The sequence below is a fragment of the Thauera phenylacetica B4P genome (assembly GCF_000310225.1).
GTDB lineage: Bacteria > Pseudomonadota > Gammaproteobacteria > Burkholderiales > Rhodocyclaceae > Thauera > Thauera phenylacetica.
Window position 1 is genome coordinate 1 of sequence record NZ_AMXF01000003.1, and the last position, 14,308, is coordinate 14,308.

Annotated in this window: 13 protein-coding genes; 9 read left to right on the forward strand and 4 right to left on the reverse strand. The window is 69.5% G+C overall.

The window, feature by feature from the left end:
- Nucleotides 1-399: translation initiation factor eIF-2B alpha/beta/delta subunit family protein (locus C667_RS01335; protein WP_004355623.1), on the reverse strand; the 399-nt coding region annotated here is incomplete at its 3' end.
- A 72-nt stretch (nucleotides 400-471) separates the two neighbouring features.
- The gene (locus C667_RS01340) at nucleotides 472-1,629 is read right to left on the reverse strand and encodes a pyridoxal phosphate-dependent aminotransferase (protein WP_004355625.1); all 1,158 of its coding nucleotides are present in this window, start codon (nucleotides 1,627-1,629) and stop codon (nucleotides 472-474) included.
- Between the two features lie 150 nt (nucleotides 1,630-1,779).
- Here C667_RS01340 and C667_RS01345 point away from each other — a divergent pair, with 150 nt between their 5' ends.
- From C667_RS01345 to C667_RS01360, 4 genes are all read left to right on the forward strand, one after another.
- The gene (locus C667_RS01345; protein ID WP_004355627.1) at nucleotides 1,780-2,025 is read left to right on the forward strand and encodes a PP0621 family protein; all 246 of its coding nucleotides are present in this window, start codon (nucleotides 1,780-1,782) and stop codon (nucleotides 2,023-2,025) included.
- The gene (locus C667_RS01350; protein WP_004355629.1) at nucleotides 2,003-3,598 is read left to right on the forward strand and encodes a two-component system sensor histidine kinase NtrB; all 1,596 of its coding nucleotides are present in this window, start codon (nucleotides 2,003-2,005) and stop codon (nucleotides 3,596-3,598) included. The genes C667_RS01345 and C667_RS01350 overlap by 23 nt, the downstream gene beginning before the upstream one ends.
- Nucleotides 3,595-4,986 carry a sigma-54-dependent transcriptional regulator gene (locus C667_RS01355; RefSeq protein ID WP_004355631.1) on the forward strand — a complete coding sequence of 464 codons (1,392 nt, stop codon included), beginning with the start codon at nucleotides 3,595-3,597 and terminating at the stop codon, nucleotides 4,984-4,986. The genes C667_RS01350 and C667_RS01355 overlap by 4 nt, the downstream gene beginning before the upstream one ends.
- 493 nt (nucleotides 4,987-5,479) lie before the next feature.
- Complete coding sequence (locus C667_RS01360; RefSeq protein ID WP_004355633.1) at nucleotides 5,480-6,889, forward strand: MBL fold metallo-hydrolase RNA specificity domain-containing protein; 1,410 nt, start codon at nucleotides 5,480-5,482, stop codon at nucleotides 6,887-6,889.
- Nucleotides 6,890-6,925: 36 nt separating this feature from the next.
- Here C667_RS01360 and C667_RS01365 read toward each other — a convergent pair whose 3' ends face one another.
- A complete protein-coding gene (locus tag C667_RS01365; protein WP_004355636.1) occupies nucleotides 6,926-7,729 on the reverse strand; it encodes an outer membrane lipoprotein-sorting protein in 804 nt (267 codons plus the stop codon).
- 43 nt (nucleotides 7,730-7,772) lie between these two features.
- Between C667_RS01365 and C667_RS01370 the strand changes: the two genes are divergently transcribed.
- Complete coding sequence (locus C667_RS01370) at nucleotides 7,773-8,522, forward strand: ABC transporter ATP-binding protein (protein WP_004355638.1); 750 nt, start codon at nucleotides 7,773-7,775, stop codon at nucleotides 8,520-8,522.
- Nucleotides 8,523-8,533: 11 nt separating this feature from the next.
- Entirely contained in the window at nucleotides 8,534-9,997 is a 1,464-nt protein-coding gene (locus tag C667_RS01375; protein WP_004355641.1) for a DUF1302 family protein, read from the forward strand.
- A gap of 25 nt (nucleotides 9,998-10,022) precedes the next feature.
- Here the strand turns inward: C667_RS01375 and C667_RS01380 are convergent, their stop codons facing one another.
- Complete coding sequence (locus tag C667_RS01380; protein WP_157302091.1) at nucleotides 10,023-10,886, reverse strand: N-acyl amino acid synthase FeeM domain-containing protein; 864 nt, start codon at nucleotides 10,884-10,886, stop codon at nucleotides 10,023-10,025.
- Nucleotides 10,887-11,064: 178 nt separating this feature from the next.
- Between C667_RS01380 and C667_RS01385 the strand changes: the two genes are divergently transcribed.
- From C667_RS01385 to C667_RS01395, 3 genes are all read left to right on the forward strand, one after another.
- Nucleotides 11,065-11,694, forward strand: a complete 630-nt coding sequence (locus tag C667_RS01385) for an XrtA/PEP-CTERM system exopolysaccharide export protein (protein ID WP_004355646.1) — start codon at nucleotides 11,065-11,067, stop codon at nucleotides 11,692-11,694.
- Between the two features lie 90 nt (nucleotides 11,695-11,784).
- The gene (locus C667_RS01390) at nucleotides 11,785-13,329 is read left to right on the forward strand and encodes an XrtA system polysaccharide chain length determinant (RefSeq protein WP_004355649.1); all 1,545 of its coding nucleotides are present in this window, start codon (nucleotides 11,785-11,787) and stop codon (nucleotides 13,327-13,329) included.
- Nucleotides 13,330-13,342: 13 nt separating this feature from the next.
- Nucleotides 13,343-14,305, forward strand: coding sequence for an XrtA-associated tyrosine autokinase (locus tag C667_RS01395; RefSeq protein WP_004355652.1), 963 nt, complete (start codon nucleotides 13,343-13,345; stop codon nucleotides 14,303-14,305).
- Nucleotides 14,306-14,308 lie beyond the last annotated feature (3 nt).

The window sequence follows — 14,308 nt, forward strand, 5'->3', positions numbered from 1 at the left end:
CGCGTCGCAGGTGGCGGCGTCGTCGGCGCGGATCGACTCGGCCTCGGCCCACGCCGCCTCGACGCGCGCGGCGGGCGGCAAGGGCTGCAGCGCGCGGCGCATGCGCTCCAGCGCCCAGTGCAGGTTCACCGCGGTGGGCCGGGTGGCGCCCAGGGTGGCGAGCGCGCGCGCGAGCGTAGCGTCGTCGGTGCCCTCGTCAGCGAGCGCGAGCGCCACGCCGAAGGCGGCGGTGGCGCCGATCAGCGGTGCGCCGCGCACCTGCATGCTGCGGATGGCGTGCGCGGCCTCGGCGAGGGTGCGCAGCGCGATGGTTTCGGTGCGGAAGGGCAGCAGGGTCTGGTCGAGGATGCGGACGGTGCCGCCGTCGCGCTGCAGCGTGGGGATGGGTTGTTCGAACATCGGGGCGCTCTGGTGGAGTGGGGCGTGCGGGGCTGGGCGTGCGGGGCTGGGCGGGCGGGGCTGGACTGGGGGCTATAGCGCCGCCAGCCTGGCGCAGGCGGCCGCGAGCGTGGCCTCGTTCTTGGCGAAGCAGAAGCGGATCACGTGCTCGTCGCGGCCGTCGGCGAAGAAGGCCGACACCGGGATCGCCGCCACGCCGACCGCGCGCGTGAGGTGCTCGCAGAAGGCGGCGTCGCCCAGGTCCGAGATCCCCGCATAGCGCGCGAGCTGGAAATAGGTGCCGTGCGAGGGCAGCAGCTCGAAGCGGGAGGCGGCCAGCGCGGCGCGGAAGAAGTCGCGCTTGGCCTGGTAGAAGGCGGCCAGGCCGAGGTGGCGCGAGGCGTCGGCCATGTAGTCGGCGAGCGCGAGCTGCACCGGGGTGTTCACCGTGAACACGTTGAACTGATGCACCTTGCGGAACTCGGCCATGAGCTCGCGCGGGGCGAGCACGTAGCCCACCTTCCAGCCGGTGATGTGGTAGGTCTTGCCGAAGCTCGACACCACGAGACTGCGCTGCGCGAGCTCGGAGTGGGCGGCGCAGGAGGCGTGCGCGGCGCCGTCGAAGACGATGTGCTCATAGACCTCGTCGGCCACCACGACGATGCCGGTGCCGCGCACCAGCGCGGCGAGGCGGTCGAGGTCGTCCCGCGTCCACACCGTGGCGGTGGGGTTGTGCGGGGTGTTGATCATGATCATGCGCGTGCGCGGCCCGATCGCGGCCGCCACCGCGTCCCAGTCGGGGCGGTAGTCGGGCGCGGCCAGGCGCATGCGCACGACCTTGCCGCCGGCGAGCTCGATGGCGGGGACGTAGGAGTCGTAGACCGGCTCGAACACGATCACCTCGTCGCCCGGGTGCACGCAGGAGGTCACCGCAGTGAACAGCGCCTGGGTGGCGCCGGCGGTGACGGTGATCTCGTGCTCGGGGTCGTAGGCGGTGCCGTAGAGCGCCTCGACCTTGGCGGCGATCGCCGCGCGCAGCGCCTGCGTGCCGGCCATGGGCGCGTACTGGTTGTGGCCGGCGCGCATCCAGTGCGCGACGCGCTCGAACAGCAGGTCCTCGGCGTTGAAGTCGGGGAAGCCCTGCGACAGGTTGATCGCGCCGCATTCCTGGGCGAGGCGGGACATGACGGTGAAGATCGTCGTGCCGACGTGCGGCAGGCGGGATTCGATCGGCGCGGGGAAGTGCGGCATGGCGGCGGGGCTCGGTACGGTGCGGACCGGCATTGTCGCAAACCGGCAGGGTGCGCGGTAGGCGTGCGGGCATCGCCTGGGGGCGCCTGCAGGGGGCGGCGGGGGTGCATGCTAGAATTTTGGCGTTCCCGACTTCCCTCCGGCCCCAACGTGCGCAACCTGCTCCTGCTGATCCTCGTCGTCTTCGGCATCTGGTGGGCGCGTGGCGCGTGGCGCCGCTTCAAGGCGCGGGCCAGCCTCGGGCGCAAGGCCGAGGACGGGCGCCTCGGGAAGCCCGAGCCCATGCTCGAGTGCCGCCACTGCGGGCTGATCGTGCCCGAGTCCGAGGGCGTGCGCGCCGGCGAGTCCTTCTATTGCTGCGACGAACATCGCCGTGCCGGCCCGCGACCCGATTGAGGCGGCCGCCTTCGCGGTCGACTCGGCCGACCGCGCGCGCCAGCGCGCGCTGCGTTACCTCAACGTCTTCCGGCTGATCCTCGGCGGTCTCTTCCTCGTCGCCGGCGAGGAGTTCGGCCTCGGCAGCGAGAGCCCGCGCCTCTACCTCGCGGCGGTGGTGGGCTACCTCGCCGCGGTGCTGACCCTCGGCTTCCCCGACGCGGTGCGGCGGCTGGGCTTCGCGCGCGTGGTGATCCTGCTGGCGATCGCCGACATCGTCGCGCTCGCGGCGATCATGTGGGTGAGCGGCGGCTACCGTAGCGGCATGCCGGTGCTGATGATGGTGATGCTCGCCGGCGCAGGCCTGATCGGCGAGGGGCGCATGGTGATGTTCTCGGCCGCGCTCGCCACCCTGGCGGTGCTGGCGGAGAACGCCTCGCGCCTCGTCGGCGGTGGCAAGTCGGTCGAGTTCCTGCAGGTCGGCATCTTCTGCGCCGGCTTCTTCGGCATCGCGGCGATCGCGCGCCTGCTCGCGCTGCGCGCGCAGGCCAATGCGGCGCTCGCGGCCGAGCGCGGGGTGGCGCTCGCCAAGCAGCAGGCGGTGAGCGCCCATATCCTGCGCGACATGCAGGACGGCGTGATCGTGGTCGGTGCGCGCGGCCGCGTCCTCCACGCCAACGCACAGGCGCTCGAGATGCTCGGCCTGTCCCGCGCTGGCGAGGGGGCCCTCGACGGGCTCGTGCTCGCCGACCTCGACGCCGGGCTGGAGGACATGCTGCAACCGGCGGTGGGCGAGGAGGGACGCCTGATGCGCCTGGGCGCGGCCGGCCGCCTGCTGCGCTGCCGGCGCGTGCAGGGCGATCCGGGGAGCGCAGCCGAGGGCGACACCCTGCTGTATCTCACCGACTACGAGGAGATCCAGCGTCAGCTGCAGCAGATCAAGCTCGCCGCGCTCGGCCGCCTCACCGCGAGCATGGCGCACGAGATCCGCAACCCGCTGTCGGCGGTGACCCAGGCCGCGGAGCTGCTCGGAGAGGAGAAGCGGGCCGACATGCAGGCCCGGCTCGTGCGCATCATCAACGACAACGCGCGCCGCATCGAGCGCATGATCCGCGACGTGCTCGCGCTCGGCCGGCGCGAGCAGGCCATGCCCGAGGCCCTGGCGCTGGCCGCCTTCGTGCGCGAGATCCTCGACGCGCGCGTGTTCCGCGAGCCCGCCGAGGCGCAGCTGTACGAACTCGCGATCGATCCCGCGCTGACCCTGGCGATGGATCGCGCCCACCTGCACCAGATCCTCGACAACCTGCTGTCGAACGCGGCCCGCCACGCCTCGGGCAGGCCGGGGGCGGTGCGCCTGTGGGCGGAGGCCCTCCCGCACGCCAAGCTCGCCCTGCACGTGCAGGACGACGGCCCGGGCTTCGACGAGGCGATGCGGGCGCACCTGTTCGAACCCTTCTTCACCACCCACCCCAAGGGCACCGGGCTCGGCCTGTACATCGCGCGCGAGCTGGCCGAGGCCAACGACGCCACCCTCGCGCTCGCGCCGGGGTCCTCCGGGGCCGACTTCATCCTTACCGCGAACCAGCAGCCATGACCCAGGTCGACCGCCGCAACCGGCCACGCGCCGCCGACGTCCTCGTCGTCGATGACGAGGACGACATCCGCGAACTGCTCGAGCTCTCGCTGATGCGCATGGGGCTGGCCTGCGACACCGCGGGCTCGGTCGGCGCGGCGCGCGCGCTGCTGGCCGAGCGCAGCTACCGGCTGTGCCTGACCGACATGCGCCTGCCCGACGGCGACGGGCTGGAGCTGGTCGAGTACATCCAGGCGGTGCGTCCCGGCCTGCCTGTGGCGGTGATCACCGCCTTCGGCAGCATCGAGACCGCGATCCGCGCGCTCAAGCTCGGCGCCTTCGACTTCGTCACCAAGCCGGTCGAGCTCAAGGCCTTGCGCGAGCTCGTCCAGCATGCGCTCAAGCTGCGCGAGGGCGGCTCGGAGGAGCACTCCGCCGCGCCGGCCGAGCGCAGCCTGATCGGCCACTCCGCGGCCTTCGTGCAGCTGCGTGCGCAGGCGGAGAAGCTCGCGCGCAACCAGGCGCCGGTGTTCATCCATGGCGAATCGGGGACCGGCAAGGAGGTCATCGCGCGCCACATCCACGCGCTCGGTGCGCGCGCCGGCGGGCCCTTCGTGCCGGTCAACTGCGGGGCGATCTCGCCCGAGCTGATGGAGAGCGAGTTTTTCGGCCACCGCAAGGGCAGCTTCACCGGCGCGACCGCGGACAAGAGCGGGCTGTTCCAGGCCGCCAGCGGCGGCACCCTGTTCCTCGACGAGATCGGCGAGCTGCCGCTGGCGATGCAGGTGAAGCTGCTGCGCGCGATCCAGGAGCGCGCCGTGCGCCCGGTGGGGGCCCACGCCGAGGAGCCGGTCGACGTGCGCATCCTGTCCGCGTCGCACCAGGATCTCGGCCGCCTGGTGGCGGAGGGGCGCTTCCGCCAGGACCTGTTCTTCCGCATCAACGTGATCACGCTGCGCGTGCCGCCGCTGCGCGAGCGTCGCGAGGACATCCCCGACCTGGCCGCCCACATCCTCGCCCGCCTCGCCGCGCGCGAGGGCGGTGCACCGCGCCGCCTCTACGCGGCCGCGCTCGAGGCCCTGCAGGCCTACAATTTTCCCGGCAATGTGCGCGAGCTGGAGAACCTGCTCGAGCGCGCCTGCGCGCTCTGCGAGGGCGAGGAGATCGGTGCCGGCGACATCGGCGTGGAGGGGGATTGCAGCCCGCTCGCCGCGGCGGGCGTGGCCGGGAGCACGGCGACACCTGGGCCCGAATCCGCGGAGGCCGGCGAGGGCCAGGACGAGGTCGAGCGCCTGCGCATCATCCGCGCACTCGAGCAGACGCGCTGGAACCGCTCGGCGGCCGCGCGCATGCTGGGCATGACCTTGCGCCAGCTGCGCTATCGGCTGCAGAAGTGGGGGATGGAGTAGGGGGCGTCTTCCGGGGTGCTCCTGCAGCGGGAATGCGGACGTCACCGCCGCATTCGCGCCTGCCGGCGCTCCTACAGGGGGGAGCGGGCGTTATCGCCGCATTCGCGCCTGCCGGCGCTCCTACAGGGCGGTGTCGCGCGCGAGACGACGGCCGCCATCCCGCTCGATGTTTTCGGTACACGCGTCGCGCGGGGCGAGGCACGACGCCATTTCGCGCGGCGGTTCATGTACGAACACCGCGCGGGGTGAGGCACGACGCCATTCCTTGCGACGGTTTATGTAGGAGCGCCGGCAGGCGCGAATCGGGCGGTGAGTTGCGCGGCTACGTTGGGCGCGGCGCGTGCCGAACCGCCGCGTTCGCGCCTGCCGGCGCTCCTACATGGGCGCAGACGTCATCACCGCCTTTGCGCGTGCCGGCACTCTTGCGGGGCGTGGCGGTTGGAGGAGCGGGGTTGCGGGTGGACGCCCGCGAATGGGCGTCTAGAATGACGTCATGAACCCGACCATCCTGCACCATGGTGCGCGCAACGGCGTCACCGGCTCCTGCCACCAGCTCTTCGTCGAGGGGCGCAACAGCCTGCTGGTCGACTGCGGCCTGTTCCAGGGTGCGGAGACGGCGCCCGACGGGCGCACAGCCGCCGACCGGCTGGAGATCGACTTCCCGCTCGAGGGTGTCGGCGCGCTGGTGCTGACGCATGTGCACATCGACCACTGCGGCCGCCTGCCCTGGCTGCTCGCCGCCGGCTTCAAGGGGCCGATCCTGTGCAGCGAGCCCTCCGCGCGCCTGCTGCCCACGGTGCTCGCGGACGCCTTCGCGGTGGGCGTGAGCCGCGACCGTGCGCTGATCGAGCGCTACCTGGGCAAGGTGGAGCCGCGCATCCGCGCGCTGCCCTACGGCAAGTGGCACCTCGTGTATCGCAGCCCGGATGCGAGCTGCCGGATCCGCCTGCAGCGCGCCGGCCACATCCTCGGCTCTGCCTACGTCGAGTGCGAGCTCTCCGGCGCGGCGTGGCCGGAGCCGCGCCGGGTGGTGTTCTCGGGCGATCTGGGCGCGCCGCACGCGCCGCTGCTGCCGTCGCCGCGTCCGCCCTGGCGGGCCGACGTGCTGGTGCTGGAGACCACCTACGGCGACCGCGTCCATGAGAATCGCCGCGACCGCCGCGCGCGCCTGCAGGCGGTCGTCGAGCACGCCTTGCAGGACGGCGGCACGGTGATCGTGCCCGCCTTCAGCATCGGGCGCACGCAGGAGCTGCTCTACGAGTTCGAGGACATCCTGCATCGCCAGAGGGTGCGCCCGGGGCCGCACGCTGCGGCGTGGGGCGGGTTGCACATCTTCCTGGATTCGCCGCTGGCACAGCGCTTCACCGCGCTCTACCGCGAGCTGCAGCCGTTCTGGGATGCCGAGGCTCGCGCCCGCGTGCGTGCCGGGCGGCAGCCGCTTTCCTACGAGCAGCTGGTGGCGATCGACGATCACGAGGACCATCTCGCCAACGTGCGCCGGCTCGCACGCAGCCGCGAGCCGGCGGTGGTGATCGCCGCGAGCGGCATGTGCGCCGGAGGCCGGGTGGTGAATTACCTGCGCGAGATGCTCGGCGACCCGCGCCACGACGTGCTCTTCGTAGGCTACCAGGCCCGCGGCACGCCGGGGCACGCGATCCAGGCCTACGGGCCGCGCGGCGGATATGTCGAGCTGGACGGCGAGCGCGTGGATATCCGCGCCGGCATCCACACGCTGTCGGGCTATTCGGCGCACGCCGATCGCGACGACCTGACCCGCTTCGTGACCCGCATGCGCCACCTGCCTGGCGAGGTGCGCCTGGTGCATGGCGAGGACACGGTGCGTGCGGCCTTCGCCGCCCACCTACGGGAGGTGGCTGGCGAGCGCGTGCGCGTGGTGGTATGAATCTTCCCTTGCGGAGGCCGCGCGCGGCCCGCCAGGTCACTGCTGCAGGCGGCGCAGGTATTCCCGCGTGAACATGCGCTCGGGGAGGTCGCGTACGTTCATGTTCTCGTAGGTCAGCACCGAGATCTCGCCCTTCTTGAGCGCGTCCTCCATGACCAGCCGGGTGGGGCGGATCGCGCCCGCCATCTGGCGAAACTCCTCGTAGCGCGCGGTCTTGAGCAGGCGCCCGGAGAGCGCGTAGAACTCGGCCTTGAGCGGGCGGCTGTCGCGCTCGCCGACCCAGTAGCGCACGCGCGCATAGGTCACGCCACGGTCCACCGCCTTGAGATCGAGCACCACCGCGGGCTGGCCGTCGATGGTTTCGGTGCCGGCGACGGTCGGGGTGTAGTCGCCGGCCAGGTTCGCCCGCGCCAGGTCGCCGTTGGCCACCTGGCCGGTCAGGCGCTGGGCCAGGGACAGGCGCACCGGCTGCGACACGCTCGGCATGAAGATCCACAGGTCGCGCGCACGCATGAGCAGGGCCTGGCCGCGCTCGGTGGCGGGCTCGAGCGTCAGCACGATGGTGTTCTCGTTGCCGCGCGAGAGTACGCGGAAGGTGCGCGACTCGCCCTCCACGCCATCGGCGAAGTTACGCACGACGATCTCGGTCTGGAAGCTCTCGCGTGGAAATCGGATCGCATCGGCGCGCCGGACCAGGTCGAGCGCGACCGTGTCGCCGGTCTCGGCACCGGCGGGCTCGGCGGGGGTGCCGGCATCGGTCGCATGCGCCAGCGCGGGCAGCAGCAGGCTGCCCGCGAGGCAGGCGACGAATCGGCGGCGGGATCGTAAGCTTGGCGTCATGAGTGCTATCCTCCGGGGGTTTATTTCATTCTGGGTCGTTACGATGGCCATCGTCCAGATCGATCACGTGAGCAAGAGTTTTCGTCTCGGCGAGCAGACCGTGCTGGCGCTGGACGACGTTTCGCTCGAGATCGAACCGGGGGTGTTCCTGGCGATCGCTGGGCCTTCGGGCAGTGGCAAGTCGACCCTGCTCAACATCATCGGCTGCATCGACACGCCCTCCTCGGGGCGTGTGGTCGTGGACGGGCACGACGTCTCGAACCGTACGCCCGACGAACTGGCCGACCTGCGTGCCCGTACCATCGGCTTCATCTTCCAGACCTTTAACCTGCTCCCCGTGCTGTCGGCCGCGGAGAACGTCGAGTATCCGCTGCTGCAGATGCCGGAGCTTACCAAGGCGGAGCGTGCCGAGCGGGTGCGCCACTACCTCGGCGTGGTCGGGCTGAAGAAATACGCCGAACATCGGCCGAACCAGCTCTCCGGAGGCCAGCGCCAGCGCGTGGCGATCGCGCGCGCGCTGGCCACCCACTCCAAGATCGTCCTCGCCGACGAGCCGACCGCCAACCTCGACAGCAAGACCGGCACCAGCATCCTCAAGCTGATGCGCGACATCAACCGCCAGTCGGGGACGACCTTCGTCTTTTCCACCCACGACCGCAAGGTCATGAACATGGCCGACCGCCTGGTCCGCATCGCCGACGGCCAGATCACCGCGCTCGGCCTGAGAGTCGAGGATCGCTGGGTGTTCGTCGATGGCCGGACGCCGCGTGACGAAGACATTCGCGAAATCTAGGAAGACCGCACATGCTCCGCCTGAACCGAATCCACCGCCTGACCCTGATCGCGCTTGCGCTCGCCAGCCTCGCCACACCTGCTGCACGCGCCCAGCCTCTGGCCGCGGACGCGGCGCTGGATGTGCCTGAGGCTGCGCTCGCGGACGAAGCAGTGGCTGCCGACCTGCCCGAGGACGCCGCCGCAGCGGACGCCGAGCTCGACGCGGCGTCGGACGCCGATCTGGACGCCCTGCTCGACGTCGGCACGCCTGCTGCGGGCGCCGAGGCGGCGACGGGCGTCAAGTGGGGCGGCTACGCCGAGCTGGGCATGGCATACACCTACCGCGATCCCGAGCGCTGGTCGCACCTGCGCGCCCGCGGGGAGCTGACCGGCAGCGGGCAGCTCGCGCCGCGGGTGCGCTGGAAGCTGAATGCGCGTGCCGAGCTCGATGGCGCCTTCGACCTCGAGGACGAACACTATCCTGCTGCGGTTCGCCGCGACCAGCGCCGTGATTTCATGCTGCGAGAGGCCTATGTGGACGTCGGTCATGGCGACTGGGAGTTCCGCTTCGGCCGCCAGCACGTGGTGTGGGGCGAGATGGTGGGCTTCTTCTTCGCCGACGTGGTCTCCGCGCGCGACATGCGCGATTTCCTGCAGACCGAGCTCGAGCGCATGCGCATCGGGCAGTGGGCGGTGCGAGCGGAATACTTCGGCACCGACACCCACTTCGAGCTGCTGTGGGTGCCGAAGCCCAGCTTCGACCGCATCGGCAAGCCCGGTAGCGACTTCTATGCATATCCGTGGATGCCGGCCGACACCGTGGTGTCGGAGGACAGGCCTGGCGACGACCTCGACGACGGCAACTGGGGTGCGCGCGTATCGCATCTGGTCGGTGGCTGGGATCTGTCGGCCTTCTACTATCACAGCTACGACGTCGCACCGACGCTGCATGCCTACGCGCCCGGACGGGCCGAGCTGCGCCACGAGCGCATCGACCAGGTGGGCGGCACCTTCAGCAAGGACCTCGGCAGCTTCGTGCTGAAGGGGGAGGCGGTGCATACGAGCGGGCGCGGCGTGAACACCTTTACGCTGGGGGGAGCTGTGCCCGCGGTCGGCCTGGTCGGCTTGGTCGGCACCGACATGGTGGACTATGCGTTCGGCGTCGATCTGCCGAGCGGGGACTGGCGCTTCAACGTGCAGTATTACGGTCGCCGCCTGGACGATCATCGGCCGGGGATGATGATGGACCGCCACGAGCAGGGTGTGAGCCTGCAGGTCGTGCATGGCGCCGGAACCGATCTCGAGGCGGAGGTGCTCGCGGTGACCAGCCTCAACCGCTCGGATTACTCGCTGCGCCCGAAGCTGAGCTGGAAGTTCGCTCCCGCCTGGCGTGCGGCCGTGGGGGTGGATGTGTTCGGCGGCAAGGACAGGGGTGTGTTCGGCGTGTACGACAAGGAGGATCGTGCGTGGCTGGAATTGCGTCGCTGGTTCTGAGGACCCGGGTCGAGGTGCTGGCGTCCTAGCGGCTGGAGAGCGTCTCGATCAGTTCTTGGGCATGTTCCTTCAGCGGCAACAGGCGTGAGACGCGGCTGTTGCGGCGCTGCTCGATGCGGTCGTGGCGAATGAGCGCCCGTTCGAACTCTTCCATCGAAAGATGCAGCAGCACCGCCGGTGCGCCGACGCGCGGGCAGATGCGCTCGCATCCGATCCGCTTGAACCCGAAGACGCGCTGATAGAAGTTCGCATGCCGCGGGTGAACCTCGATGAAGATGTCGGACATGCGCCGCGTGAGCTGAGTGAGCACGTAAAGGGCCTGGAACAGGCCGGCCAGTGCGTCATGCGAGCCGCCGGAGGAGGGTTCGAGTGCTAACTGTGTAATTTCGCACACTTTGCCGCCAGTTGCCCGGGCCGCATCGATCTCTTTGCTGTACAAAGTGTCCGCAAGCAAGCCGCTGCCGAAATCCATGCGAACGGTCAGCGTCGCGACCGCCCGATCGCCGCGGACCGCCACGACGGTGACGTCGCGTTTGTCGATGTCGGCATTGGTGCCGTAAGGGAATAGGCCGCGCGAGGCGTACATCCGCTCGATGAGCTTGGCGGCCTGGCGCTTGAGGCAGTCGGATCCGTTCGCAACCCGGATCTCATATCCGTCGCGCTCGAACGAGAGATCCTGGAGCAACGCAGGCAGATCCGGCAGGTCCGGGTCGGGTAGCGGGGACGACTCGCGAAGCGAATCCTTCCCGATCATCGGGAAATATACGAGCTTCGACGTTGGGAAGCGGACATGCTCGCCCCGCACGGCAGTGGTATGACGCATTGAAGTGGCCCGGTTCGTTTGCGTATTCTGCGCCGCGGAGCCGTCGGTGGCCGCGAACACAATCATTCGAGGTTGGATCATAAACCGGAAAGCACGAGGAGTGAATCCGGTCTTTCGCTCGTCCCTGCGATGTGCGCGCCTGTGTGCACTGGTTCCTCCTCATCCTGCAATCGAACCCGTAGCATCATCGAACAGCTGCGCTCGTCGTATCATTCGCGTCTCAGCGAATTCAGAGGGGGTTCTCATGTTCAGTCGCGTGTCCGGCGCGCGCTTCCGCGCTGCCCGTTTCCTGCTTGGCGCTGTCGTGGCGAGTTCGCTCGTCGGTTGTGCTTCGTCCCTTCCGCCCGCGCCGCCCCTCGCCGCGGATGCGGAATACAACTATGTGCTGGGCGCGGGCGACTCGGTCAATATCGTGGTGTGGCGCAACCCCGAGCTGTCGATGAGTGTCCCGATCCGCCCCGACGGGAAGATCACCACCCCCTTGGTCGAGGATCTGGTCGCCCAGGGCAAGGACACCAGCACGCTGGCCCGGGACATCGAGAAGGAGCTCGCCAAGTTCATCCGCGAGCCGGTGGTGACCGTCATCGCCACCAGCTTCTCCGGGCCGTACAGCGAACAGATCCGTGTCGTGGGCGAGGCCTCCGAGCCGCGCATCCTGCCGTACAACCAGAAGATGACCCTGCTCGACGTGATGATCGCGGTCGGTGGGCTGACCGAGTTCGCCGACGGCAACTCGGCCACGATCCTGCGCACGGGCGAGGGCAACAAGCAGTACAGCGTGCGGATCAAGGATCTGATCAAGCGCGGCGATGTCTCGGCCAACGTCGAGATGCGTCCGGGCGACGTCCTGATCATTCCGCAGAGCTGGTTCTGACTCCGGCCGCTTGCGCGGGTTGATTCAATCTCGGGGACTCCCTCGGTCGCGTAGCCGACGAGGGGGGCCCGAACCACTTGAAGCCGATCGATGGAAGAACTCGTAACGCAGATCACCAGCTACCTGCGCGGCATGTGGCGCTACCGCTGGTGGGGGATGGCGCTGGCCTGGATCGTGGGGGTGGTCGCCGGTCTCGTGATCTACCAGATGCCCGACAAATACGAGTCGAGCGCACGGGTGTACGTAGACACGCAGTCGGTGCTGCGCCCGCTGATGGCGGGGCTAGCCGTACAGCCCAACATCGACCAGCAGATCGCGATGCTCAGCCGAACCCTGATCAGCCGGCCTAACGTCGAGAAGCTGATCAACATGGCCGATCTCGACCTCGGGGTGAATACTTCGGAAGAGCGTGAGGCGCTGATCACGCGGCTGTCGAGGGACCTGCGCATCGGGTCCTCGGACCGCAACAACCTCTTCATGCTTTCATACGCCGACACCCGGCCGGAGCGTGCGCAGCGCGTCGTGCAGTCGCTGCTGTCCCTGTTCGTCGAATCCGGACTGGGCGGAAAGCGCCAGGACGCCGACGCGGCGCGCCGCTTCATCGAGGAGCAGATCCAGACGTACGAGCAGAAGCTGACCGAGGCGGAGAATCGAGTGAAGGAGTTCCGCCTGCGCAACATGGGCGTGCTCGGCGACGGTGCGCGGGATTACGTCTCCCAGATCGGTGCGCTGACCGTGCAACTGCAGCAGGCCCAGCTCGAACTGCGCGAGGCGATCAATGGGCGGGACGCACTGCAGCGCCAGCTCGTCGGCGAGGAGCCGGTGCTGCTGCCACAGATGCCTTCGCAGTCGGGGGTGGCCGTGCCCGAGCTCGACGGTCGCATCGACACGTTGCGCCGCAGCCTGGACGAGCTGCTGCTGCGCTACACCGACAAGCACCCCGACGTCACCGGCACGCGCCGCCTGATCGAGGAGCTCGAGGTGCAGAAACGGACCCAGGTCGAGGCCATGCAGGCTTCGGGTGGTTCGCAGTTCGGCGCACTGGATGCCAACCCCTACTTCCAGCAGATGAAGCTGGCGCTCGCCCAGGCTGATTCGCGGGCGGCCTCGTTGAACGCGCGAGTGGCCGAGTTCCAGTCCCGGCTCGACCAGCTGCGCGACCAGGCTCGCCTAGTGCCCGAAATCGAGGCCGAGCTTGCCCAGCTCAACCGCGACTACGCGGTGCACAAGACGAACTACGACGCGCTGGTGGCGCGCCGCGAGTCCGCCAACATCGCCGTGGAGATGAACACGCAGACCGGCGTCGCCGACTTCCGCGTCATCGATCCTCCCACGCTGGCGACCAAGCCGTCCGCGCCGAACCGCCTGCTGCTGATTCCGGTGGCGGGGCTGGCCGGCCTGCTCGCCGGCTTTGCGCTCACCTTCCTGATCAGCCAGCTGCGACCGGCGGTGGTCGACCCGCGCGGCCTGCGCGACGTGACCGGGCTGCCCGTGCTCGGCACCGTGTCGATGCTGGCAACACCCGAGCGCACATCGGCGCGGCGGCGCGGCCTGCTCGCCTTCGGGGCCGGGCTGTTCGCCTATGCCGGCATGGTCGCCGCCGCGGTGGTGGCCTTGCAACTGATCCAGGGTTGAACCGGAATCCATCATGAGCCTTATCGAAAAAGCCGCACAGCGCCTGGACCAGCTCAAGCAGGCGACCGCCGAGCCCGGAGACGAGCCCGCGGAGCTGCAGCCTGTCCCGGTCGCCGCTCCCGTGGAGGCGCTGACCGACGAGGAGGGCGCGAGCACGCCGGTCGCGCGTTCGTCCGCGCCGCCGCTGGTACAGCCGCAGGTTCGCGCCGCGCCGGTCTCGCGCAGCGTGACGATCGACCTCGCGATGCTCCATGAGAAGGGCCTGGTCACGCCCGACCGGCCGCGCTCGACGATCGCCGAGGAGTTCCGCGTCATCAAGCGCCCGCTGCTGCGCAACGTGAACGAGGAAGGTCCGGCGCGCATCGACAACGCGAACCTGATCATGATCACCAGCGCCTTGTCGGGCGAGGGCAAGACCTTCAACGCCATCAATCTCGCGATCAGCATGGCGATGGAACTCGACTACACCGTGCTGCTGGTCGACGCGGACGTGTCGCGGCCATCGGTGTTTCGCCAGCTCGGGCTGGCGCCCGAGCGCGGGCTGATGGACATCCTCTCGGGCGAGGTCGACGATCTCAGCGACGTGCTGCTGCGCACCAACATCGAGAAGCTGTCGATCCTGCCGGCCGGCATGCCGCATTCGCGCGCCACCGAGCTGCTCGCCTCCGAGAACATGAACCGCCTGCTCAAGCAGATGGCTACGCGGTATTCGGACCGGATCATCGTGTTCGATTCGCCGCCGCTGCTGCTGACCACCGAATCGCGTGTGCTGGCCACCCACATGGGCCAGGTGGTGGTGGTGGTCGAGGCCGAACGCACCACGCACGCGTCGATCCGGCAGGCGCTGGCGACGATCGAGAGCTGCCCGGTGAAGATGACCGTGCTCAACAAGTCGCGGCGCAGCGGGCCGGGCTCGTACTACGGCTATGGATACGGATACGGCTATGGCGAGACTCCGAGCGAGAATGCGGCCTGAACG

What these genes read in the sequence shown, in the direction of transcription:
- C667_RS01370 (WP_004355638.1), top strand. Translation starts at nt 7,773, where the DNA reads ATGGCCATCGTCCAGATCGATCACGTGAGCAAGAGTTTTCGTCTCGGC.
- C667_RS01360 (WP_004355633.1), top strand. Translation starts at nt 5,480, where the DNA reads ATGAACCCGACCATCCTGCACCATGGTGCGCGCAACGGCGTCACCGGC.
- C667_RS01390 (WP_004355649.1), top strand. Translation starts at nt 11,785, where the DNA reads ATGGAAGAACTCGTAACGCAGATCACCAGCTACCTGCGCGGCATGTGG.
- C667_RS01395 (WP_004355652.1), top strand. Translation starts at nt 13,343, where the DNA reads ATGAGCCTTATCGAAAAAGCCGCACAGCGCCTGGACCAGCTCAAGCAG.
- C667_RS01375 (WP_004355641.1), top strand. Translation starts at nt 8,534, where the DNA reads ATGCTCCGCCTGAACCGAATCCACCGCCTGACCCTGATCGCGCTTGCG.
- C667_RS01355 (WP_004355631.1), top strand. Translation starts at nt 3,595, where the DNA reads ATGACCCAGGTCGACCGCCGCAACCGGCCACGCGCCGCCGACGTCCTC.
- C667_RS01365 (WP_004355636.1), bottom strand. Translation starts at nt 7,729, where the DNA reads ATGACGCCAAGCTTACGATCCCGCCGCCGATTCGTCGCCTGCCTCGCG.
- C667_RS01340 (WP_004355625.1), bottom strand. Translation starts at nt 1,629, where the DNA reads ATGCCGCACTTCCCCGCGCCGATCGAATCCCGCCTGCCGCACGTCGGC.
- C667_RS01385 (WP_004355646.1), top strand. Translation starts at nt 11,065, where the DNA reads ATGTTCAGTCGCGTGTCCGGCGCGCGCTTCCGCGCTGCCCGTTTCCTG.
- C667_RS01380 (WP_157302091.1), bottom strand. Translation starts at nt 10,886, where the DNA reads ATGATTGTGTTCGCGGCCACCGACGGCTCCGCGGCGCAGAATACGCAA.